Below are 20,035 nucleotides of genomic sequence, written 5' to 3'. Positions count from 1 at the left end.
CACCGGGGCTTCGGCCCGGCTTTCCCCTCCGGCTTCCGCAAAGTCAGCTTCCGCAGCGATTATCGGTCGATCGTTCACGCCTGAACCTTCGAAAAAAGGAAATTCCCTCGTCTGCTTGGCGGTTTACAGCGCTGATGTGTAGCCTTAATCCAAAACGCTCCACAAAAAGAAATTTAAGGGACAGGAACGCTTCTCACCATGGCAACTACCAGGAAACCCGACAATTCCGGTCCCTCCGTCTCCGCTCAGGAAGCGCTCGACTTCCACGCCATGGGCCGCCCGGGCAAGCTCGAGATCAATCCGACCAAGCCGATGGCGACGCAGCGCGACCTCAGCCTCGCCTATTCGCCCGGCGTCGCCGTGCCGGTGAAGGCTATCGCCGAGGATCCCTCGCGCGCCTTCGACTACACCACCCGCGGCAACATGGTCGCCGTCATCTCCAACGGCACCGCCATCCTCGGCCTCGGCAATCTCGGCGCGCTGGCCTCCAAGCCGGTCATGGAAGGCAAGTCGGTGCTGTTCAAGCGCTTCGCCGACGTCGATTCCATCGACCTCGAGGTCGACACCGAGGACGCCGACGAATTCATCAACTGCGTGCGTTTCCTCGGGCCGTCCTTCGGCGGCATCAATCTCGAGGACATCAAGGCGCCCGAATGCTTCATCATCGAGCAGCGCCTGCGCGAACTGATGGACATCCCCGTTTTCCATGACGACCAGCACGGCACCGCCATCATCGCCGCCGCCGGCCTGATCAACGCGCTCGAAATCACCGGCCGCGACATGAAGACCGCCAAGCTGGTCTGCAATGGCGCCGGTTCCGCAGGCATTGCCTGCATCGAGCTGATCAAGTCGATGGGCTTTTCGCCCGAAAACGTCACCCTGTGCGACACCAAGGGCGTGGTTTACCAGGGCCGCACCGAAGGCATGAACCAGTGGAAGTCGGCGCATGCGGTCAAGACCGAGGCGCGTTCGCTGGCCGATGCCATGGATGGCGCCGACATCTTCTTCGGCCTGTCGGCCAAGGGCGCGCTGACCCCGGCCATGGTCGCCTCCATGGCCAAGAACCCGATCATCTTCGCCATGGCCAATCCCGATCCGGAGATCACACCCGAAGAGGTCGCCGATATCCGCACCGACGCCATCATGGCGACCGGCCGTTCGGACTATCCGAACCAGGTCAACAACGTGCTCGGCTTCCCCTACATTTTTCGCGGCGCGCTCGATGTGCGTGCCACCACCATCAACGACGCCATGAAGGTCGCAGCCGCAACCGCTCTCGCCGAGCTCGCCCGCCAGGACGTGCCCGACGACGTCGCCGCCGCCTACCAGGGCAACCGGCCGAAATTCGGCCCCAACTACATCATCCCGGTGCCGTTCGACCCGCGCCTGATCTCGGCGATCCCGATCGCCGTTGCCCGCGCCGCCATGGAATCGGGCGTCGCCGGCCGGCCGATCCTCGACCTCGACAAATATGCCAACGAGCTCTCCGCCCGCCGCGACCCGATCGCCTCGACCTTGCAGCGCATCTATGACCGTGTGCGGCGCCAGCCCAAGCGCATCGTCTTCGCTGAGGGCGAGGAGGAGCAGGTCATGCGCGCCGCCGTGTCTTATGTGAACCAGAAGCTCGGCACCGCCATCCTTCTCGGCCGCGACGACATCATCAAGGAAAACGCCCGCCAGGCCGGCATCGACCTCAACAAGCCGGGTCTCGAAATCATCAATGCGCGGCTGTCGCGCCGCAACGCCATCTATGCCGACTTCCTCTACGAGCGCCTGCAGCGCAAGGGCTACCTTTTGCGCGACTGCCAGCGCCTGATCAACAACGACCGCAACCATTTCGCCGCCTGCATGGTGGCGCTCGGCGATGCCGACGGCGTGGTCACGGGCGTCACCCGCAACTACTCGACCGTGCTCGAAGACGTCCGCCGCGTTATCGACGCCAAGCCCGGCCACCGCGTCATCGGCGTGTCGATCGTGCTCGCCCGCGGCCGCACCGTGATCGTCGCCGACACCGCCGTCCACGACATGCCCAACGCCGAGCAGATCGCCGACATCGCCGAGGAGGCCGCCCACTTCGCCCGCCGCATGGGTTATGAGCCGCGCGTCGCCATGCTCGCCTACTCGACCTTCGGCCACCCCGCCGGCGAGCGCTCCGAGCGTGTCCAGGAAGCGGTCAAGATCCTCGACAAGCGCCGCGTCGATTTCGAGTATGACGGCGAAATGGCTGCCGACGTCGCCCTCAACCACCGCCTGATGCAGCAGCAATACCCCTTCTGCCGCCTCTCCGGTGCCGCCAACGTGCTGGTCATGCCGGCCTTCCACTCCGCCGCCATCTCGACCAAGATGCTGCAGGAACTCGGCGGCTCCACCGTCATCGGCCCGCTGCTGGTCGGCCTCAACAAGCCGGTGCAGATCGTCTCGCTGAATGCCAAGGACTCAGACATCGTCAACATGGCGGCGATTGCGGCGTACAACGCGGGAGCTTGAGAAGCGGGTTCAACCAGCAAAGCGTGCTGTCGATCGGCTTCGTTGCCTCGCGTAGCGCTCGAAAAGCCCCCAAAGGGCTTTTCGAGCGCCTCATGGCCCCGCGCCGTAGCGAAAGGCTAGCGCTGCCGCCCCTTTTTGCCGGTGACGGTTGAGCGAGGCGCCGAAGCTGCCAATCTCCCTCCTTGTGGGGGAGATGCCCGGCAGGGCAGAGGGGGGTGCGAAGGATCGCGAGGATTCCGTTTTGCTCGCCTCAATTTCAACATGAGACGGGCGCGCGCGCAGCTAATGATGTTCGGGATCCAGTAAGTCAGAAATTCGTTATCTGGCCGCTTCTGGCTCCAGCTCGGGGGAGCGCGACCGTTTCGCCACATTCAGTCATTCTGTAGGCAGTGCGCGGCTCCGCTTCCCGGATTCTTCGCTAAGTCGGGGCGTGACAATGGAGAGGTGCACGGGACAGCACCCCCCTCTGTCCTGCCGGACATCTCCCCCGCAAGGGGGGAGATTGGCTGCGGCGGCCGTCTCGCTCACCTTGATACGGGCACGACCTTGCTTCTCCCCGTAAAGGGGGCGACGAAAAGTAAAGGGGCGACGAAAAAAGAAGCCCTACAGCAACCCTGCCTGCTCGGCTTCGCGCTGCAAATTCTGCCGTGGGCGCGGGCCGATCTGCTGGATGACCAGGCCAGCGGCCAACGAGCCGAGGTCGCCGCAGTCCTTGAGCGAGCGCCCTTGTGTGTAGCCGAACAGGAATCCGGCGGCATAGAGGTCGCCGGCGCCTGTCGTGTCGACCAGTTCACGGATTTTGGTCGCTTCGATGACCACGGTCTCGTCGCCGCGCACGATCACAGAACCCTTCTCCGAGCGGGTGATAGCGGCGATCTTGCAGTCCTTGCGGATCAGCGACAGTGCCTCGTCGAACGACGACGTCTCATAGAGCGACTTGATCTCGTGGCTGTTGGCAAAAACGATGTCGACGGTGCCTGAGCGCATCAGGTCGAGGAACTCGGCGCGGTAGCGGTCGACGCAGAAGCTGTCCGACAGCGTCATCGACACTTCCCGGCCGGCGGCATGTGCATGCGCCGCGGTCATGCGGATCGCTTCCTTGGCCAGCGGCGGATCCCACAGATAGCCCTCGAAATAGGTGACCTTGGCCCCGCTTGCCTTGTCGGCCTCGACATCGTCCGGCCCGAGTTCGACGCAGGCGCCGAGATAGGTGTTCATCGAACGCTCGCCGTCGGGGGTGACGAGGATCATCGAGCGGGCCGTCGGCGGCGTGCCGTCGAGGGCCCCTCCTTCAAGCGGCGTTGTGTCGAAGGCGACGCCCTGGGCGCGGATGTCGTGGGTGAAGACCTCGCCGAGATGGTCGCGGGAAACCTTGCCGAAATAGGCCGAGCGGCCGCCGAAGCTGGCGATGCCGGCAGCGGTGTTGCCGGCCGAGCCGCCCGAGGCCTCGATCGCCGGGCCCATGCGGGCATAGAGCAGTTCGGCGCGCTCGGCGTCGATCAGGTTCATCGCCCCCTTGATGATGCCGTTGTCGGTGAGAAAGGCCTCGTCGCATTGTGCGATGATGTCGACGATGGCGTTGCCGATGCACAGCACGTCATATTGGCTCATCAGGGTCTCCGCGGCGCTTTGGCCGTAATAAGGGGCCGAGGGGTCGGCAAAACGGATTGCGTTTAGCGGCTCGCGGCCCGTTTGCCTACCGGCAAATTGGAGGCAGCGGCTTGAGGCCGGCCCCGCGGCACCTTATCTCAGCGCGGAAACAGGGAGACGTAACCCCAACATGATCCTCGACGCCGCCCGCACTGCTGCCGGCCAGCTCTTTTCGGCCGAGTTCCGCACGGTGTTTTTGAAGACGCTGGGGCTGACACTGCTTACGCTCGTCGCGCTGTGGTTCGGCATCCGCGAGGTGTTCGACTGGCTGGCCTTGCCATGGATCGACGCGATGCTGCCGGGCCTGCCCTCGTGGACCGGCTGGCTCGGCCTGATCGCCGCGATCATTGCCGGCATAGGCCTGGCGCTGGGGCTCGCCTTGCTGATCGCGCCGGTGACGGCGATCGTCGCCGGCCTGTTTTTGGACGATGTCGCCGACGTCGTCGAGAAGACCAACTATCCCGCGGAGCGCCCGGGGCAGCCGGTGCCGGCCTTGCGTTCGCTGGTGCTGGCGATCAAGTTCTTCGGCATCGTCATATTGGGCAATCTGTTGGCGCTGCTTCTGATGTTCATCCCCATCGTTAACATCGGCGCCTTCTTCCTGGTCAACGGCTACCTGCTGGGCCGCGAGTTCTTCGAGTTCGCTGCCATGCGCTTCCGCTCCGAGCAGGACGCCAAGGATTTGCGCCGCCGCAACGCCGGCACGGTGTTCATGGCAGGCCTGGTCATCGCGGCCTTCCTCGCCGTGCCGATCCTTAACCTGCTCACCCCGCTCTTTGCCGCGGCAATGATGGTGCATCTGCACAAGAGCGTGTCGGCGGCCGAGCGCCGGCCTGAAATGGCGCGGGCGTGAAGATGATGATGATGATGAGGGGCGTTCAGCTCTCGCGGCCGAACATCGCCTGCAGCTTGGCATAGGCGATGCCGTCGCGGGCGAATTCGAACGTGCCCTGGCCCAGCATCTCGCGCGACGCCCGCTCCATCATGCCGAAGGCGTAAGCGGTCAGCTTGGAGCCGAGCGAGACGCGCTTGGCGCCGGCCTCGGCCAGCACCGCGACCGAGAAACCCGGCACCGCCAGCACGTTGACCGGTTTCGTGACAGAGCTGCACAGCGTCCGGATCATTTCGATGTCTGATATCCCGGGGGCATAAAGCACGTCGGCCCCGGCCTTCTCGAAGGCCTGCAGCCGCTTGATCGTGTCATCGAGATCGGGGCGGTTCCAGAGGAAGTTTTCCGACCGCGCCGTCAGGACGAAGTCACCCTTCAGCGCCCGCGCAGCCTCGGCTGCCGCGGTGACGCGCTCGACGGCATGCGAAAAATCGTAGATCGGCCGGTCAGGCTCGCCGGTGTGGTCCTCGAGCGAGCAGCCGGCAAGGCCTGCTGCCTCGGCGGCAAAGACTGTCTCGCCTGAGCTTTCGGGGCTGTCGCCCTTGCCCTTCTCGAGGTCGGCCGAAACAGGCAGGCCGGTGGCATGCGCCAGGTCGCGGCAATGATGGATCATCTCCTCGAAGCCGACGTCGCCATCGGGCCGCCCGCGCGAGAAGGCATAGCCGGCGCTGGTCGTCGCCAGCGCCTCGAAGCCGAAGGAGGCCAGAAGCTTTGATGTGCCGATGTCCCACGGGTTGGGGATGATGAAGGCGCCCGGCGCCTCGTGAAGTTTCCGGAAGACCGCGCCCTTGTCCATGTCATCGCCCTCGATACGAACCGACGGGTAATATTAGACCGGCGCGCCGGAGGGCTCAAACCCTGTTTCAGGCGATCGGGATCAGTCCTGCCAGTTTGCGCATGTCGTCGAACAGCACGGCGCCCGCAGCCTTGAGGCCATCGCAGTCGGAGTGCGGGTCGCGGTGATAGCCGAACACCCGCATGCCGGCGGCGCGCCCGGCCTGGGCGCCGGCGACGCTGTCCTCGATGACGATACAGTCGCCTGGGGCAAAGCCCATCGTGCCGGCGGCGTGCAGGAACAGGTCCGGAAACGGCTTGCCGCGCTCGACCATGGTGGCCGAGAACAGCACGTCGTGGAAATAGGGCAGCAGCCCTGTCTGGCCGAGCGTCATATGCATCTTGTTGACCCGTGCCGACGAGGCCACACAATAGGCGATGCTGGCGGCCTGCACGGCGCTGACGAAGGTTTCGATGTGTGGGATCGCCTGGACGCCTGACGCAAACAGCTCCGGCAGCTCGCGGTACCAGCGCTCGACGAAGTCAGGCCCAAGGCTGACGCCCGTCGCCTCGACCTCCTTCTGCACCGACACCAGGCTGCGGCCGACGAACTGGCGGCGGCAGTCCTCGTAGCTGACGGGATAACCCGCCTCGGTCAGCCAGGCCGCGAGCCGCTGGTTGGCCAGCGGCTCTGTGTCGACCAGCACGCCGTCGCAGTCGAAGATGACGAGCTTCGGCTTGTTCACGCGGTGCCCGTGGAGCCGAAGCCGCCGGCGCCGCGCGACGTGTCGCCGGCAAGGTCCCGCTCCTCGACCTCGGCGCGGGTCACCGATGCGATGACGATCTGGGCGATGCGCATGCCGCGCTCGACATAGAAGTCTTCGTCGCCATGGTTGATCAACAGCACCTTGACCTCGCCGCGATAGTCGCTGTCGATGGTACCCGGCGTGTTGAGGCAGGTGATGCCGTTCTTGAAGGCAAGGCCGGAGCGCGGGCGAATTTGACCTTCGAAACCTTCCGGTATTTCGAAGATCAGGCCGGTCGGCACCAAAGCGCGCTTGCCGGGCAGGATCAAAAGCGGCCGGTCATCCGGCACCGCGGCGCGCAGGTCCATGCCGGCGGCACCCGACGTTTCGTAGGACGGCAGGGGCAGCTCGCCCGAATGCGGCAAGCGGACGATCCCGATGACGGGGGCGGAAGAGGTTGCGGCGGTCGATGTCATGGCGGCGATCCTATGGGACAGCGTCCAGATGAGGTCAATTCACAAGAGGTCGCACTCAGCGAATTTCCACCGGCACGACAGTCGTTTCGCGGATCTCCTCCATGACGAAGGAGGCCGAGACATCCGACAGCGGAACCTTGGCGATGAGGCGCTGGTAAAGACGGTCATACGCTTTCACATCGGCGACGCGGGCACGCAAGACATAGTCGAGATCACCCGACATGCGATAGACGCCGGTGATCTCGGGAAACGATGTCACGCCGGCGCGGAACCTAGCCAGCCACTCGGGATCGTGGCTCGACGTCCGCACCAGGATGAACACGGACAGGCCGAGGCCGAGCTTGTCGGCGTCGACGAGCGCCACCCGGCCGGTGATGAAGCGTTCATCGTCGAGCCGCTTGACCCGGCGCCAGCAGGCATTGCGCGAGAGGCCCACGCGTTCGGACAGCTGGTCGACCGAAAGCGTGCCGTCGCGCTGCAGTTCCGCGAGAATTCTTCGATCAATCGTATCGAGTTCTCCAGACATATTGGGATGATTGTCCCAAATTTTGTCTAATGGCAAGGATGGATTGGGACCGATGAACCTCTCTCCCGTGCGACGATACTCAGGTCAGCCAGGGAGGTTCTCATGTCCGCACGCATCGCAAAGCTGTTCACGGCTCACCCCGAGGCGGTCGACGAGAGCTATTTCGAGCACATGCGTTTTGCCGGCTGGTTCGCCGGTCAGCTGTTCCTGGCAGCGGGCGCTGCCCTCATTCACGCTTTGTTACCCTTCCTGTTCGAATCTACTGCCAGCACGATCATCCGCCGGCTGTACGAGCGGACACACAATCGGGGACGCTGAAGCGCATGTGCCGGTGGGCCGCCTATATCGGTGAAGAGGTCTTCCTCGAAGACATCGTGACGGCGCCGTGCCATTCGCTGATCGCACAGAGCCATTGCGCGCAGGAGGCCAAGTCGCCGACCAATGGCGACGGTTTCGGGCTTGCCTGGTATGGCGATCGGCCGGAGCCGGGCCTCTATCGTGACATCCTGCCGGCCTGGTCGGACCCCAATCTGAAAAGCCTGTGCCGGCAGATCAAGTCGGGCCTGTTCCTCGCCCATGTCAGAGCGTCGACCGGCGGCGCCACCAGCCGCGCCAACTGCCACCCCTTCGTCTCGGGCCGCTGGAGCTTCATGCACAACGGCCAGATCTCAGGTTTCGAGAAAATCCGGCGCCGGCTCGAGGCCAGCATCAATGATGACCTCTACGAGCAGCGCCAGGGCACGACCGATTCCGAGCTGTTTTTCATGCTGATGCTGGAAGAGGGGCTCGACGCTGATCCGCAGGGCGCGGTCACCCGTGCCACCGGCCGTGTGGTTGCTGCCGCACATGGCGCCGGGGTCGACCCGCAGCTGAAGCTGACGGCTGCCTTCAGCGACGGCCAGAACCTGTTTGCCGTGCGCTTTGCCACCGACGGACATGCGCCGACTCTCTACACGCGCGACGGCGAAACCGGTCGCTGCATAGTCTCCGAACCCTTCGACAGCGAAGGACAGAGCTGGCAGGCGGTGCCGCCGTCGAGTTTCGTCGCCATGACGCCTGATGAAATGACCGTCCGCCCGTTCCAGCCGGCATTGGCCCAACTGGCACTGGCCGGCTGAAGTCTGCTATCTCCTGAGACATGTTGGCCGCGTTAAAACGGCAATCACCCCATGTGTTTCGCGCAAACGGAGTGTTTTGCGCAAGCGGATCGAGCTGGCTAGAGAAATGACCTTGTCGGCTCGCTACTCGGAACTGGGCCTGGCCGCCGACGTCAGTGACGAGGTCGAGGCCGTGTGGACGTCGGTCAGCGATCGCGCCGGAAGCTACCGTGTCTTGCCGGACGGCCGTTGCGACATCATCCTCAGGTTCGATGCCGGACAAAAGCCGATCAACAGTGCGACTGTCGTCGTTACCGGTCCGGTAACGCGCTTCTACGATGTTGCCATCGAACCAGGCATGGGCTTTGCAGGCGTTCGCATTCGACCGGGCTGTTTCGAAAGCGTGCTCGGTTTTGAACCGACCGATCTGGCGAACGCCAATCTGATCGGCCCGGAGGCTGTTTCGGCATGCCCCGGGCTTGAGGCGCTCTGCGCGCCTGCGCGCGACCAAACGGAACTCGTCGCGCGACTGACGGCCTTCGTTGGCCAGCGCGCCACTGCCAGCCGCTTCAGGCCGGCGCCTCTGGCGCGCAGCGTGATCAGCGCCTTTCACGCATCGGGCGGACGACTGCGCATCAGCGAGGTGGCTGAGATGCACGGCCTTTCAGAGCGAACCGTGCAGCGCCTTGTGGTCAAGGCGACGGGGCTGACCCCAAAGGCATTCGCGGCCGTTCTGCAGTTCCACCGCGCCCTGCGACTGCTGCGGGATCACCGCCTCAGTCCGGCAGCGGCAGCGCTTGAGGCAGGCTTTTCGGACCAGGCGCATATGAGCCGCGTCATCAGGCGCATGGGCGGCTTCTCGCCGGCGCGGCTTCCCGATGTCACCCTCGTCAGTTTGCTCGACTGATGTCCGATTTGTTCAAGATCGAATTGGAGCGAGGCGTGATGATCCGCGCATAAGCCGGACGGGGTTTCCCTGCTTGCGTGCCAAACTTGGCGAGCGACCGTCCATCTGGCACCTTGCCTGGAGATCTTCGATGACAGTGCGCCTTGGCTACACCATCCTGTATGTTGCCGACGTCGAAGCGACCGTTTCTTTTTACGAAGCCGCATTCGGCCTGCGTCGCAAATTCATCCACGAGAGCAATCTCTACGCCGAAATGGACACCGGCCCGACGACTTTGTCTTTTGCCGGCGAGGCGATGGCGGAGATGAACGGCCTGGCCGTTCGCGCCAACCGCAAGAACGACCTGGCGGCGGGCTTCGAACTCGCATTGGTCTTTCCCGATCCTCACGATGCCTACCGAACGGCGGTTGCCGCCGGCGCCAGCCAGGTGAAGCCACCTGAGAACAAGCCTTGGGGACAGATCGTCGGCTATGTCCGCGATCTCAATGGTTGCCTGGTCGAGATCGCCTCGGCTATGCCGGATTGACGCTCATCTCGCTAGTTTGAAAACCACCCGCCCACACGTTGCACAGCGAGCCCATCGATGCGCCCGAAAACTGCCTCTCCCTGCATCACAACGAAACTGGTCGCGGAGACGCGCGACTTCTACTTGAGATATTTTGGCGCGCGAGCGGTGTTCGATTGCGGCTGGTTTGTCAGTCTTGAATTTGAGACAGGGCTTTCGCTGCAGTTCATGGAGCCGCAGGGCGAGCAGCCTTTGTGCAACACCGCAGGGCTGACCTACAATTTCTGCGTCGACGACGTCGATGACGACCACCGACTGATCACGGCGGCGGGACTGATGCCTGCCATGCCGATCGAGGATCATCCCTGGGGTGATCGTGGCTTCGCGATCCAGGACCCCAACGGCATCATGCTCTACATCTATTCCAACAGGGCGCCATCTGCCGAATTCAGGCAGTTCTACGCGCCAGGAGCAGGCGATGACCGGTAATCGCGTTCAAGCACTGCTCGATGAGATGCGCGATCACCAGCCGGACCACTTCGCGATCGTCTTGCGGGTGCGCGAGATCGTGCTGCAGGCCGGTCCGTCCATCTCCGAGGAGGTCAAATACGGCGGCATCCTGTTTTCGGCGTGTACGCCGTTTTGCGGCGTCTTCTCATATGCCGGTCATGTTACGCTGGAATTCAGCCAAGGTGCGGCTTTGCCGGACACGCACGGCGTGCTTCTGGGGCAAGGCAAACTGCGACGCCACATCAAGCTCTTCTCGGTGTCGGACATCGAGGACCGGCATGTCACTCACTATGTCGCGGCGGCGCGCCAGGCGGCAGACGCCTGAAAGGCTTTAGCCGCGCCGCCGTCAATGATGCGTCAGGGCGCGGTTCATCGGCTCCCAGTACATCTTCGCCCAACCTTCATCGAGCGCTGCATGCGCCGAGCGTGGGTAGCCGGCCTGGTCGAAGGTCAGTCTCGTGCCGGTACCGTCGGCCTGCAGTTCGAAGCGCACGATCGAATAGGTGCCTTCCGGCCAGACGCGTGAACGCCATGCTTGGACGATGCGGCGGTTGGGCACCAGCTCGACATTGCGGGCCTCGATATCGCCGCCGAACATCGAGACTTCGCCGCCCTCATGGGGCGAGATATGGGCCGCCCGGCCGCCCGTCATTGCCTGAAAGCGGGCGGAATCGAGCAGCAGTTCATAGATGTTTCTGGGTGAGCCCTTGAGATGCACTTCCTGGTGGATGGTCATGTCGACCTCCTGGAAAGGCGCGATGTGTCCCGCGCGTTGAGAATATTTTCCGCCCGTCCGGCAGTAACGTCAACGGCGGTTTGCGACGACGAAAGCGCCGCCGTCGACTGTCTCCTGACAGTGCCTTGGCAGGAGAGGGATTGTAGTTTCGAGGTCCGATTCGTATCTGCGCAACGAGCCCTTCGTCCGAATGGACGCCCAAGGGCCGGCGCGGGGGCGCCATGCAGGACGGAAACAGATGACGGAAGACCAGACGCTAGCCGCCCCGGCACTCAAGGAAATCTTCGATCGCGACCGCCTTCGCCACATTGCCACCGAGACGGCGTCCATCTCGGCTGCTTTCGATGCGGAAAAGTTCATGGCGCTGGCGACCGCCAATCTCGACGATCTCGGCATCATGCAGCGGCTGCGACAGACCGCGACCAGCCTGCACGGCGCCCTGCCGGGCAGCTTCGAGCGTGGCGTCGATGTGCTTCACGAGCTGGCGCCACGCATCCAGCACAGCTTCGCCTCGATCGTTCTGTCGGAATATGTCGCGCTTTACGGCAAGGGCCATGTCGACCTGTCGATGCAGGCACTGCACTATTTCACCCGCTTTGGTTCGGCCGAATTCGCCATCCGGCATTTCCTGGCCATGGATTTCGATGGCACGCTGAAGGTGATGCGCCGCTGGGCACTCGACGACAACGAGCATGTGCGCCGCCTGGCCAGCGAGGGATCGCGCCCGCGGCTACCGTGGTCGTTCCAGCTCAAGCAGCTGATCAAGGATCCGTCGCCGACGGCACCCATCCTCGAGACGCTGCGCAGCGATCCCAGCCTCTATGTGCGCAAATCCGTGGCCAACCACCTTAACGACATTTCCAAGGACCATCCCGACCGGGTGATCGACCGCATCTCGGCATGGGACATGGACGACAGGAACACTGCCTGGATCGTCAAGCACGCGCTGCGCACGATGATCAAGAAGGGCGATCCGCGCGCACTTGGCGCGATCGGCACGACGGGCAAGCCGATGGTGCGTGTCGACACCTTCGCGGTTCAGCCGGCGGCGATCCTGCTCGGCGGCCGCATCACGCTCAAGGCCAACATCGCCTCGACCGCCGAGACGGCACAGCAGCTGGTGGTCGACTATGCCGTGCACTACGTCAAGAAAAGCGGCGGCAGCTCGAAGAAAGTGTTCAAGCTCAAGGAGATCAACCTTGCGCCGGGCAGCCAGAAGGAACTCTCGATCAGCCAGGCGGTGCGCGACTTCACCACACGCAAGCACTATCCCGGCCATCACTTGATCGAGCTGATCGTCAATGGCGAGACGGTGGCCGAGGGCGGCTTCGAGCTGAAGGGATGAGGGCTCGGGATTTCCCCCTCGTGGGGAGGGGTTAGCGGGGCTGCGAATAGCGCGCCCTGCGACCTATCGCACCCCTTTGTCCCTCTCCTCAAGGGGGAGGGAGGAGGTCATTGCTCCAATTCCTCGACAGGCACGGCCTCGGCTGTTAGAAGCCCGCCATCACAAGGAATCCCCGATGGCTGAAGACATCGAAAAGGCGGTGGCGCGCCGCCGTACGTTCGCGATCATCGCCCACCCTGACGCCGGCAAGACGACGCTGACCGAAAAGCTGCTGTTGTTCGGCGGCGCGATCCAGCTCGCCGGCGAGGTTAAGGCCAAGAAGGACAAGATCCAGACGCGCTCCGACTGGATGAAGATCGAGCGCGAGCGCGGCATTTCGGTCGTCACCTCGGTGATGACCTTCGAATATGGCGACAACGTCTTCAACCTGCTCGACACGCCCGGCCACGAGGACTTCGCCGACGACACCTATAGAACGTTGTCTGCGGTCGACAGTGCCGTCATGGTCATCGACGCGGCCAAGGGTATCGAGCCGCGCACGCTGAAGCTGTTCGAGGTCTGCCGCCTGCGCGACATCCCGATCATTACCTTCGTCAACAAGATGGACCGCGAGGCGCGCAACACCTTCGAGATTCTCGACGAGATCGAAGAGAAGCTGGCGCTCGACACCGCTCCGATCACCTGGCCGATCGGTCAGGGCAAGACCTTCTCCGGCACCTATCACCTCGCCCAGAACGCGGTGCGCCGTGGCGACGCCGAGGCCGAGCGGACGCCGGTGCATGGTCCCGATTCCAACCGCGCCGCCGGCCTGTTGCCGGACAATGAGCGCCCGGCGTTTATCGAGGAACTGGAGCTTGCCCGCGAGGCCTGCCGTCCGTTCGACCTGCAGGCGTTCCGCGAAGGCCATCTGACGCCGGTCTATTTCGGTTCGGCGCTGCGCAATTTCGGCGTCCGCGACCTGATCGAGGCGCTTGGCGACTTCGGCCCGGCGCCGCGTGCCCAGGAGGCCGATGCGCGCAAGGTCGAGGCGACGGAAGAGAAGATGACGTCCTTCGTCTTCAAGATCCAGGCCAACATGGACCCCAACCACCGCGACCGCATCGCCTTCGTCCGTGTCTGCTCGGGCGAACTCAAGCGCGGCATGAAGGCCAAGCTGGTCCGTACCGGCAAACAGATGAGCCTGTCGGCGCCGCAGTTCTTCTTCGCCCGTTCGCGCATCACCGCCGACGAAGCCTATGCCGGCGACGTGGTCGGCATTCCCAACCACGGCACGTTGCGCATCGGCGACACGCTGACCGAAGGCGAGGACATCCTGTTCCGCGGCGTGCCCAATTTCGCGCCAGAAATCCTGCGCCGTGTCCGCCTCGGCGACGCGATGAAGGCCAAGAAGCTGAAGGAAGCTCTGCACCAGATGGCCGAGGAGGGCGTGGTCCAGCTGTTCCAGCCCGAGGACGGCTCGCCAGCCATCGTCGGCGTCGTCGGCGCGCTGCAGATCGACGTGCTCAAGGAGCGCCTGTCGGTGGAATACACGCTGCCGGTCGATTTCGAGATGGCGCGCTTCTCGGTCTGCCGCTGGATCGATGCCGACGACAAGGCCGACCTGCACCGCTTCATCGAAAGCCATCGTGGCGACATCGCCCGCGATCTCGACAACGACCCGGTCTTCCTCGCCCAGCACGAGTTCTCGCTCAACTACGAGGCCGAGCGCTGGAAGATGATCCGCTTCGCCGCGATCAAGGACTACCAGGTCCGCGACAAGGTCGCCTGAACAAGGGTGCCGGGGGCGGATTTGCCGCCCTTCATCTCGTTTCGTCATTCCGTCATGCAAATCGCCTAATGGCATCGCAGTGCCGCCGCCCGCTTCGTGGTCCAAGCCATGGAGCGTGACAGGCTGGCGCTGGAGATGTTCAATGCGCCGAGCTTGCTGAAAAGAGCCGGCGCCGCCAGGGCGGGGGCAATGGAGCGCCGTGCGTCCAGCGGACGCACAAAGGACGCTCCAAAGCTAAAAGTGGCGCATCGTGCCTTCCGAAAATCGAAAGCGATTTTCGGGCCGATGCGCGGACATGGAGGAAATGACGTCGCATGATGGTTTCAGCATTGATCGAGCGTGAGCTGACCCGGGTGGGAACGCCTGTCCGCAACGGCGTCTTCGTCGCGGTGGTCGGCCCCAGCGGGGCCGGCAAGGACACGCTGATTGCCTATGTCCGCGAGCGCCTGACTGACGAGGACCATGTCGAGTTCGCCCGCCGTGTCATCACTCGCCACAGCGACGGCGCGACCGAGGATCACGACACGCTCGCCGACGCCGCCTTCATCGAGGCTGACGCATCGGGCGCCTTTGCGCTGTCCTGGGAAGCGCATGGCCTGCGCTACGGCATTCCGGCTTCCGTCGACGATGCCATTTCGGTCGGCCACGTCGTGGTCGCCAACACGTCGCGCGGGGTCATCCCGGCGCTGCGGCAGCGCTATGCCAATGTCGCCGTCGTCGAAATCACCGCATCGCCGGACATACTCGCGACCCGGCTTGCGGCGCGCGGCCGTGAATCACGCGGCGAGGTGCTGGCGCGGCTGGCGCGCACCGCACCGCATGATCTGAGCGGTCCCGGCCATGTGGCGATCGACAACAGCGGTGCGGCCGAGATCGCCGGCGAACGCTTCCTTGCCGTGCTGCGCAAGGCCGTCGCCTTCTCCGATGTATCAGGGCTTATTTAGGTAAGAAACAACGTACGTATCTCACAGATCGATGCGCAGCATGTGGTTGTCCCAGACATGCTCGGGATCGTCGGTCTGCTTGCCGTCAGGCTCGACGACGAGGCCGGCGCCTGTGGTGGCAAGGAAGCCGTCGCGGTCGGGCGCCAGTCCGCAAACCTCGACAAGGTCGTTCTTGGCCACGACCTTGCCCGTCTTCGCCTCGATCATCGCCCAGGCGTTGCCTTGCGGCGAGGATACCGCGATCAGCCCGGCGTCGCGGTTGGCCGCGACCGAGCCGATATAGTTGCGGAAGCCGCCGAGGATGTCCTCCGGCATGTCGAGCATTTCCAGCTCCTTGCCGAGCGCGGCACGGCCGATCAGAAGCGGCTTCTCGGTTGCCGGCCCCTCGTGCTGGCAGCCGACCCAGACGGTGCCCTGGGCATCGATGTCCATATGTCGTATCGACAATTGATGAAGCTTTTCAGGCAGTTCATGTTTCTCGATCAGATCGCCTGAGATGCGGTCGACAAGCACGAAGGACGGCTTCATGGTCGGAATGTTGAGCTTGGCGCGGCCGAAATCCGGATGGGTCTCGATGCCGCCATTGCAGATGGCGAGCGTGCGCCCGTCGCCAAGCAGGATCAGCTCATGCGGGCCGACGCCATGGGTGGGGAATTCGCTGAGGCGGCGGAAGCCGTCGCGCGCGTCATAGACGCCGACCATGCCGGCGGCGTTGTCGAAGTCGTTCTCGGTGACGTAAAGCAGCGCACCATCGGGCGAGAACACGCCATGGCCGTAATAGTGGCGGCCGGCGATGCTCGGGATGGTCAGCGGCGCGTCTTTGCCGGTGTGATCGAACACCAGCATGAAGGTGCCGGGCTGGCGCGCAAACACCACCGACTTGCGCGAGACGGGATCGAATGTCACGTCGTGTCCGCGCTCGGGCAGGGTGACGCTGTGCAGGATCTTGCCGGCCTCCGACAGGACCGCCACGCCATACTCGCCGGTCCTGGCCTGGTAAGCCGTGGCGAACATTGCGTCGGTTTCGAGTGCCAGTGCGCGCCTGGCGGGGCTGAGCGAAAGCACGAAGCCTGCTCCAGCTGCCTTGAGGAAATCGCGGCGGTCGAACAGCGGTGTGCGCATTGTCCCGGCTCCTCAGTCGCCGTCGAGCGACGAGAAACCGGCAGTCAGGCCGAGGGCCCCGGAAAGCCTGGTGCCGAACTGCTCCGACAGGCTCGACGTCACCAGCGCGAAATAGCCGAGCTTCTCGCGTTTGGCGGGGTCGGCAAGGGCCGCATCGATCGGGCCGGTGACCGCAGCCGCCGCTGCCTGCGCGTTGGTGAATTCGAAGCCGATCGACTCGGCAACCCAGCGCTCGTCGGCCGGCACCAGCTCGCCGAATTTCGAAGCGGCGAAAAGCGCTTCCATGCCCGCGATGTTGCCGGCAAGCGAGGCGCCCGTGCCTTGCGAGCGCCAATAAAGCGCCTGCTTCGGCTTGTCGGACGCGGCATTCTTGCCGAAAAAGCCATTGAGGCGCACGTCGCGCACCAGCTCGAGCCCGTTGACATAGACTTCGAGCAGTTCGGTCAGCGCTTCGTTGTCGTCGCGGTAGAGCGGATTGGCGGCACCCGGGTTCTTCCACTGGCTGGCAAAACCCTTGTCGTCACGCCATGCGGCGTCGACCTCGGCGGCAATGGCCCCGATGTTGCCTGATATCGCCTGGCCATAGGCGCAGCGATAGGCGGCCGAGGTGCCGGAAAGCTCATCGGCGCCGGTGCCGAACAGCACGAATTCCAACGCGCCGAGCCCCTGCATGGCAACGCTCTTCTGGCCGAGAGTGGCTGCGTCGGTGGCGGTGGCATCCTTGTCGGCAAGGGCCGACTGCACCTGCTTCAGCCCGGTTCCCTTGCGGTCTGGCCAGAACAGCAGGCGCTCCAGCCGGTTCTGCTCGGTGATTGGTCCGAAGCGGATGATCTCGATCTCCGACCAGGTCGCCGTGGTTCTGGCGAATGCCGCGCGCGCAGCAGCAAGCGTGTCGGAAGACGGTTTTGCACAAAGCGTAACCATAGACTTACTAAGATCGGCAGTCGTGCCGACCAGCCGGCCATAGGCCGGGCGGATGAAGCCGTCGATGGCGTCAGTGATCACCTTGGCCGACGCCTCGCTGGCGTGAGCGGCGGTCGACGGCACGAACAGGCAAAAAGCGAGGACAGCAGCCAGGGGACGTCCAGCCATCACAGCGACTCCAGGAACTTGATCAACGCATCGCGGTCCTGCGGCGGCAGCGCGGCAAAATGGTCTCGTGACTTCTGGCCTTCGCCACCATGCCAAAGGATCGCCTCGGCCAGATTGCGGGCCCGACCATCGTGCAGGAAGAAGGTATGGCCGTTGACCGTCTTGGTCAGGCCGATGCCCCACAGCGGCGGCGTGCGCCATTCGTTGCCGCTGGCGTCGCCGACCTGCTGGCCGTCGCCGAGTTCGTCGCCCATGTCGTGCAGCAGGAAGTCGGAATAGGGCCAGATCAGCTGGAATTTCTGCGCCTTGTTGGGCGCATCGCGGCGGGTGACGAATTTCGGCATGTGGCAGGACGCGCAGCCGGCCTCGTAGAACATCTGCTTGCCGCGCAGCACTTGGCGGTCGTCGATGTCGCGCCGAGCCGGGACGGCCAGGTTCTGCGAATAGAAGGTGACCAGATCCATGATCGGGTCGGGGGCTTCGCTGCTGCCGAGCCGCTCCTGCACGCCATTGGGCTTCTCGAGACACGCCGTCTGGGCGTCGGTGCAGTCGCCCCAGTGCTTTGATACATCGGGCGTCGAGATGCCGATGTCGCCGGCAAAGGCATCGGCCGATTGCTGGCGGATCGACGGCGCCGACGCCTTCCAGCCGAAGCGGCCGAGCGTCAGCTCGCCTGATTTGTGGTCGCGCACGATGGAGGCCTTGCCCGAAATGCCGTCGCCGTCCTTGTCGTCGGGATCGGCATTGGCAAGGATGTCGGCGGGGTGAATCTGCTCGACGAGGCCTAGGCCGATCATCGGCGGCGTGATGCGTGGCGACAATGTCGTCTTCGGGTCCATCGGGCCATAACCGAGGTCGGTCACCGAATAGATCGGCCAGCGCAGCGTCGTCATGGTGTCGGAAAGCTGGACCGGAAATTGCTGGTAGGAAATCACCATCCGGCCTTCGCTCTTGAGGCCGGGCACGGCAAGATCCTGGAACTGGCCGCCATAGGTGGGATCGGGGAAGTTCAGCACCTTGCGCTCGACGATCGCGGTTTTTTCTTCCGCCGTTTCGGCCGTGCGGGCGAGCCTCAGGAACATCGAGGTGGCGTCGGAATTGCCTTCCGGCGGATGGCCGCGGCCGTCCTTGAGGTGGCAGCTCTGGCAGGCGCGGGCGTTGAACAGCGGCCCCAGCCCGTCGGAGGCCTGGGTCGACGACGGCGACGACACCCATAGCTTGCGGAACATGCCGTTGCCGAGCTTGAAGGTGCCTTCTTCCTCGAAGGTGATGTTGGCCGAGGATTGCGAGAATGCATCCTGGTTGACGCGCTTTTCCGAAGTGCCGGCGCCGCCCTGCATGCGCTCGAACTGTTCGGGTTTGCTGAAGTCGGTGGTCGGCCGGACGATCTTGTCGACGCGCGCCTTGTCCTTGGGATCGAGGTCGGTGCGCTCGGTGGCCAGGCCGGCGGGGACCGCTTCGCCTGAAATCGCAACCGTCGCCGGAAGAGCCAGCGTCAGGCTGGTCAGCAAGAGAAGGCGAAGCGCTGGTGCGCTTCGCTGTCGTTTCATGAGATCATTTGGGGACTTGCCGGTACTTGCGCGGCGCGTGGTCAGAAAAGTGCGCCGCATTCCGGCATGTCCTATTCGGCCTTGTCAGCTGGCTCGGCGTTGAGCTGGCCGTACTTCTCGTCGCCGATCTCGGCGAGCAACTGCAACTGCGTCTCGAGGAAGTCGATGTGACCTTCCTCATCGGCGAGCAGTTCCTCGAAGAGCTTCATCGATACGTAGTCGCCATGCTGCGAGCAGATATCCCTGGATTTCTTGTAGGAAGTGCGGGCGTCATACTCTCCGGCGAGATCGCTCTCGAGCACTTCCTTGAGGTTCTGGCCAATGCGAAGCGGCGAGATCGACTGCAGGTTGGGGTGACCTTCGAGGAAAATGATGCGCGCGATCAGCTTGTCGGCGTGATGCATCTCCTCGATCGATTCCTCACGCTCCTTCTTGGCGAGCTTGCCGTAGCCCCAGTCTTCAAGCAGGCGGTAGTGCACCCAATACTGGTTGACGGCGCCCAGCTCGAGGAAAAGTGCCTCGTTAAGCCGCTCGATGACCTGTTTTTCGCCCTTCATTTGCCTTGCTCCCAAATTGAACGCGCAACTCTCTGACGCGGTCCAGGTGTGAAACGACATCCATCTCGCCCGCTTCAGAACGAGCGTGATAAGCTTCGGTGATCCGAATTATCGTTTCGACCACATTTGGGAAGCAGCCGCAACAACGTCCGCGTTTTTGCAGCGTATGATAGACCTTCGCGGGCACGATCAGTGTCCACGGGTCCCGATCCAATAGCTCGACGATTGTGTCTTCGATCTCCTTTTGGGTAATCAGATTGCAGTGGCAAATAAGCATGGTTTCAACTGACCGTGGCTGACGGCGCGCTCCCTTTGGCGCGCCGTTTGGCTAGAGAAATTTAGGCGCAGCAAGCC

General features: G+C 63.7%; 22 protein-coding genes. 11 read left to right on the top strand and 11 right to left on the bottom strand.

The window, feature by feature from the left end; genetic code table 11:
- Positions 1–198 precede the first annotated feature (198 nt).
- The gene (locus SLT36_RS02250) at positions 199–2,487 is read left to right on the top strand and encodes an NADP-dependent malic enzyme (RefSeq protein WP_432285629.1); all 2,289 of its coding nucleotides are present in this window, start codon (positions 199–201) and stop codon (positions 2,485–2,487) included.
- 603 nt (positions 2,488–3,090) lie between these two features.
- Here SLT36_RS02250 and SLT36_RS02245 read toward each other — a convergent pair.
- Positions 3,091–4,098: an adenosine kinase gene (locus SLT36_RS02245; RefSeq protein ID WP_432285628.1), complete on the bottom strand. Its 1,008-nt coding sequence runs from the start codon at positions 4,096–4,098 to the stop codon at positions 3,091–3,093.
- A 169-nt stretch (positions 4,099–4,267) separates the two neighbouring features.
- On the opposite strand from SLT36_RS02245, the gene SLT36_RS02240 reads away from it, so the two are divergent.
- Positions 4,268–4,990: a sulfate transporter family protein gene (locus tag SLT36_RS02240; protein WP_432285627.1), complete on the top strand. Its 723-nt coding sequence runs from the start codon at positions 4,268–4,270 to the stop codon at positions 4,988–4,990.
- A gap of 25 nt (positions 4,991–5,015) precedes the next feature.
- On the opposite strand, the gene SLT36_RS02235 is transcribed toward SLT36_RS02240, so the two are convergent.
- The 4 genes from SLT36_RS02235 to SLT36_RS02220 all read right to left on the bottom strand — a co-directional run bounded on the left by SLT36_RS02235 (position 5,016) and on the right by SLT36_RS02220 (position 7,548).
- A complete protein-coding gene (locus SLT36_RS02235; RefSeq protein WP_432285626.1) occupies positions 5,016–5,822 on the bottom strand; it encodes an isocitrate lyase/PEP mutase family protein in 807 nt (268 codons plus the stop codon).
- 67 nt (positions 5,823–5,889) lie between these two features.
- Complete coding sequence (locus SLT36_RS02230; RefSeq protein WP_432285625.1) at positions 5,890–6,546, bottom strand: HAD family hydrolase; 657 nt, start codon at positions 6,544–6,546, stop codon at positions 5,890–5,892.
- Complete coding sequence (gene dut, locus SLT36_RS02225; RefSeq protein WP_432285624.1) at positions 6,543–7,022, bottom strand: dUTP diphosphatase; 480 nt, start codon at positions 7,020–7,022, stop codon at positions 6,543–6,545. The genes SLT36_RS02230 and dut overlap by 4 nt, the downstream gene beginning before the upstream one ends.
- A gap of 55 nt (positions 7,023–7,077) precedes the next feature.
- On the bottom strand, positions 7,078–7,548 hold the full coding sequence (locus SLT36_RS02220) for an Lrp/AsnC family transcriptional regulator (protein ID WP_067965828.1): 471 nt from the start codon (positions 7,546–7,548) through the stop codon (positions 7,078–7,080).
- Positions 7,549–7,650: 102 nt separating this feature from the next.
- Between SLT36_RS02220 and SLT36_RS02215 the strand changes: the two genes are divergently transcribed.
- The 6 genes from SLT36_RS02215 (at position 7,651) to SLT36_RS02190 (ending at position 10,892) form a co-directional block, all read left to right on the top strand.
- Positions 7,651–7,866 carry a DUF6356 family protein gene (locus tag SLT36_RS02215; RefSeq protein ID WP_067965826.1) on the top strand — a complete coding sequence of 72 codons (216 nt, stop codon included), beginning with the start codon at positions 7,651–7,653 and terminating at the stop codon, positions 7,864–7,866.
- Positions 7,867–7,871: 5 nt separating this feature from the next.
- On the top strand, positions 7,872–8,666 hold the full coding sequence (locus SLT36_RS02210; RefSeq protein WP_432285623.1) for a class II glutamine amidotransferase: 795 nt from the start codon (positions 7,872–7,874) through the stop codon (positions 8,664–8,666).
- Positions 8,667–8,772: 106 nt separating this feature from the next.
- Positions 8,773–9,552: a helix-turn-helix domain-containing protein gene (locus SLT36_RS02205; RefSeq protein WP_432285622.1), complete on the top strand. Its 780-nt coding sequence runs from the start codon at positions 8,773–8,775 to the stop codon at positions 9,550–9,552.
- 130 nt (positions 9,553–9,682) lie between these two features.
- Positions 9,683–10,078: a VOC family protein gene (locus tag SLT36_RS02200; protein WP_432285621.1), complete on the top strand. Its 396-nt coding sequence runs from the start codon at positions 9,683–9,685 to the stop codon at positions 10,076–10,078.
- A 57-nt stretch (positions 10,079–10,135) separates the two neighbouring features.
- The gene (locus tag SLT36_RS02195) at positions 10,136–10,546 is read left to right on the top strand and encodes a VOC family protein (protein ID WP_432285620.1); all 411 of its coding nucleotides are present in this window, start codon (positions 10,136–10,138) and stop codon (positions 10,544–10,546) included.
- The gene (locus tag SLT36_RS02190; RefSeq protein WP_432285619.1) at positions 10,536–10,892 is read left to right on the top strand and encodes a DUF1801 domain-containing protein; all 357 of its coding nucleotides are present in this window, start codon (positions 10,536–10,538) and stop codon (positions 10,890–10,892) included. The genes SLT36_RS02195 and SLT36_RS02190 overlap by 11 nt, the downstream gene beginning before the upstream one ends.
- A 21-nt stretch (positions 10,893–10,913) precedes the next feature.
- On the opposite strand, the gene SLT36_RS02185 is transcribed toward SLT36_RS02190, so the two are convergent.
- On the bottom strand, positions 10,914–11,303 hold the full coding sequence (locus SLT36_RS02185) for an SRPBCC domain-containing protein (protein WP_067955332.1): 390 nt from the start codon (positions 11,301–11,303) through the stop codon (positions 10,914–10,916).
- A 238-nt stretch (positions 11,304–11,541) separates the two neighbouring features.
- Between SLT36_RS02185 and SLT36_RS02180 the strand changes: the two genes are divergently transcribed.
- The 3 genes from SLT36_RS02180 to phnN all read left to right on the top strand — a co-directional run bounded on the left by SLT36_RS02180 (position 11,542) and on the right by phnN (position 15,360).
- Entirely contained in the window at positions 11,542–12,648 is a 1,107-nt protein-coding gene (locus SLT36_RS02180; RefSeq protein WP_432285618.1) for a DNA alkylation repair protein, read from the top strand.
- A 175-nt stretch (positions 12,649–12,823) separates the two neighbouring features.
- The gene (locus SLT36_RS02175) at positions 12,824–14,416 is read left to right on the top strand and encodes a peptide chain release factor 3 (protein ID WP_310327374.1); all 1,593 of its coding nucleotides are present in this window, start codon (positions 12,824–12,826) and stop codon (positions 14,414–14,416) included.
- A 314-nt stretch (positions 14,417–14,730) separates the two neighbouring features.
- The gene (phnN, locus tag SLT36_RS02170) at positions 14,731–15,360 is read left to right on the top strand and encodes a phosphonate metabolism protein/1,5-bisphosphokinase (PRPP-forming) PhnN (protein WP_432285617.1); all 630 of its coding nucleotides are present in this window, start codon (positions 14,731–14,733) and stop codon (positions 15,358–15,360) included.
- A gap of 21 nt (positions 15,361–15,381) precedes the next feature.
- On the opposite strand, the gene SLT36_RS02165 is transcribed toward phnN, so the two are convergent.
- From SLT36_RS02165 to SLT36_RS02145, 5 genes are read right to left on the bottom strand one after another with little or no spacing between them, the layout of a single operon-like run.
- On the bottom strand, positions 15,382–16,482 hold the full coding sequence (locus SLT36_RS02165; protein ID WP_432285616.1) for a DUF1513 domain-containing protein: 1,101 nt from the start codon (positions 16,480–16,482) through the stop codon (positions 15,382–15,384).
- A 12-nt stretch (positions 16,483–16,494) separates the two neighbouring features.
- Entirely contained in the window at positions 16,495–17,574 is a 1,080-nt protein-coding gene (locus SLT36_RS02160; protein WP_432285615.1) for an imelysin family protein, read from the bottom strand.
- Entirely contained in the window at positions 17,574–19,184 is a 1,611-nt protein-coding gene (locus SLT36_RS02155; protein WP_432285613.1) for a di-heme oxidoredictase family protein, read from the bottom strand. The genes SLT36_RS02160 and SLT36_RS02155 overlap by 1 nt, the downstream gene beginning before the upstream one ends.
- A gap of 11 nt (positions 19,185–19,195) precedes the next feature.
- Positions 19,196–19,681 (bottom strand): bacterioferritin, encoded by a 486-nt coding sequence (gene bfr, locus SLT36_RS02150; protein WP_154385891.1) that lies wholly within the window; start codon positions 19,679–19,681, stop codon positions 19,196–19,198.
- Complete coding sequence (locus SLT36_RS02145) at positions 19,647–19,958, bottom strand: (2Fe-2S)-binding protein (protein ID WP_432285612.1); 312 nt, start codon at positions 19,956–19,958, stop codon at positions 19,647–19,649. Before SLT36_RS02145 ends, bfr begins: the two co-directional genes overlap by 35 nt.
- Positions 19,959–20,035 lie beyond the last annotated feature (77 nt).

The sequence above is a fragment of the Aminobacter sp. BA135 genome, assembly GCF_050859125.1.
GTDB lineage: Bacteria > Pseudomonadota > Alphaproteobacteria > Rhizobiales > Rhizobiaceae > Aminobacter > Aminobacter ciceronei.
The sequence above is the reverse complement of the archived record's forward strand: the minus strand, read 5'-3'. Positions and strand labels throughout refer to the sequence as shown.

Bases quoted from the DNA above. Each gene is read 5' to 3' on its own strand.
- SLT36_RS02250 (WP_432285629.1), top strand. From the start codon at position 199: ATGGCAACTACCAGGAAACCCGACAATTCCGGTCCCTCCGTCTCCGCT.
- SLT36_RS02245 (WP_432285628.1), bottom strand. From the start codon at position 4,098: ATGAGCCAATATGACGTGCTGTGCATCGGCAACGCCATCGTCGACATC.
- SLT36_RS02240 (WP_432285627.1), top strand. From the start codon at position 4,268: ATGATCCTCGACGCCGCCCGCACTGCTGCCGGCCAGCTCTTTTCGGCC.
- SLT36_RS02235 (WP_432285626.1), bottom strand. From the start codon at position 5,822: ATGGACAAGGGCGCGGTCTTCCGGAAACTTCACGAGGCGCCGGGCGCC.
- dut (WP_432285624.1), bottom strand. From the start codon at position 7,022: ATGACATCGACCGCCGCAACCTCTTCCGCCCCCGTCATCGGGATCGTC.
- SLT36_RS02220 (WP_067965828.1), bottom strand. From the start codon at position 7,548: ATGTCTGGAGAACTCGATACGATTGATCGAAGAATTCTCGCGGAACTG.
- SLT36_RS02215 (WP_067965826.1), top strand. From the start codon at position 7,651: ATGTCCGCACGCATCGCAAAGCTGTTCACGGCTCACCCCGAGGCGGTC.
- SLT36_RS02210 (WP_432285623.1), top strand. From the start codon at position 7,872: ATGTGCCGGTGGGCCGCCTATATCGGTGAAGAGGTCTTCCTCGAAGAC.
- SLT36_RS02205 (WP_432285622.1), top strand. From the start codon at position 8,773: ATGACCTTGTCGGCTCGCTACTCGGAACTGGGCCTGGCCGCCGACGTC.
- SLT36_RS02200 (WP_432285621.1), top strand. From the start codon at position 9,683: ATGACAGTGCGCCTTGGCTACACCATCCTGTATGTTGCCGACGTCGAA.
- SLT36_RS02195 (WP_432285620.1), top strand. From the start codon at position 10,136: ATGCGCCCGAAAACTGCCTCTCCCTGCATCACAACGAAACTGGTCGCG.
- SLT36_RS02190 (WP_432285619.1), top strand. From the start codon at position 10,536: ATGACCGGTAATCGCGTTCAAGCACTGCTCGATGAGATGCGCGATCAC.
- SLT36_RS02185 (WP_067955332.1), bottom strand. From the start codon at position 11,303: ATGACCATCCACCAGGAAGTGCATCTCAAGGGCTCACCCAGAAACATC.
- SLT36_RS02180 (WP_432285618.1), top strand. From the start codon at position 11,542: ATGACGGAAGACCAGACGCTAGCCGCCCCGGCACTCAAGGAAATCTTC.
- SLT36_RS02175 (WP_310327374.1), top strand. From the start codon at position 12,824: ATGGCTGAAGACATCGAAAAGGCGGTGGCGCGCCGCCGTACGTTCGCG.
- phnN (WP_432285617.1), top strand. From the start codon at position 14,731: ATGATGGTTTCAGCATTGATCGAGCGTGAGCTGACCCGGGTGGGAACG.
- SLT36_RS02165 (WP_432285616.1), bottom strand. From the start codon at position 16,482: ATGCGCACACCGCTGTTCGACCGCCGCGATTTCCTCAAGGCAGCTGGA.
- SLT36_RS02160 (WP_432285615.1), bottom strand. From the start codon at position 17,574: ATGGCTGGACGTCCCCTGGCTGCTGTCCTCGCTTTTTGCCTGTTCGTG.
- SLT36_RS02155 (WP_432285613.1), bottom strand. From the start codon at position 19,184: ATGCGGCGCACTTTTCTGACCACGCGCCGCGCAAGTACCGGCAAGTCC.
- bfr (WP_154385891.1), bottom strand. From the start codon at position 19,681: ATGAAGGGCGAAAAACAGGTCATCGAGCGGCTTAACGAGGCACTTTTC.
- SLT36_RS02145 (WP_432285612.1), bottom strand. From the start codon at position 19,958: ATGCTTATTTGCCACTGCAATCTGATTACCCAAAAGGAGATCGAAGAC.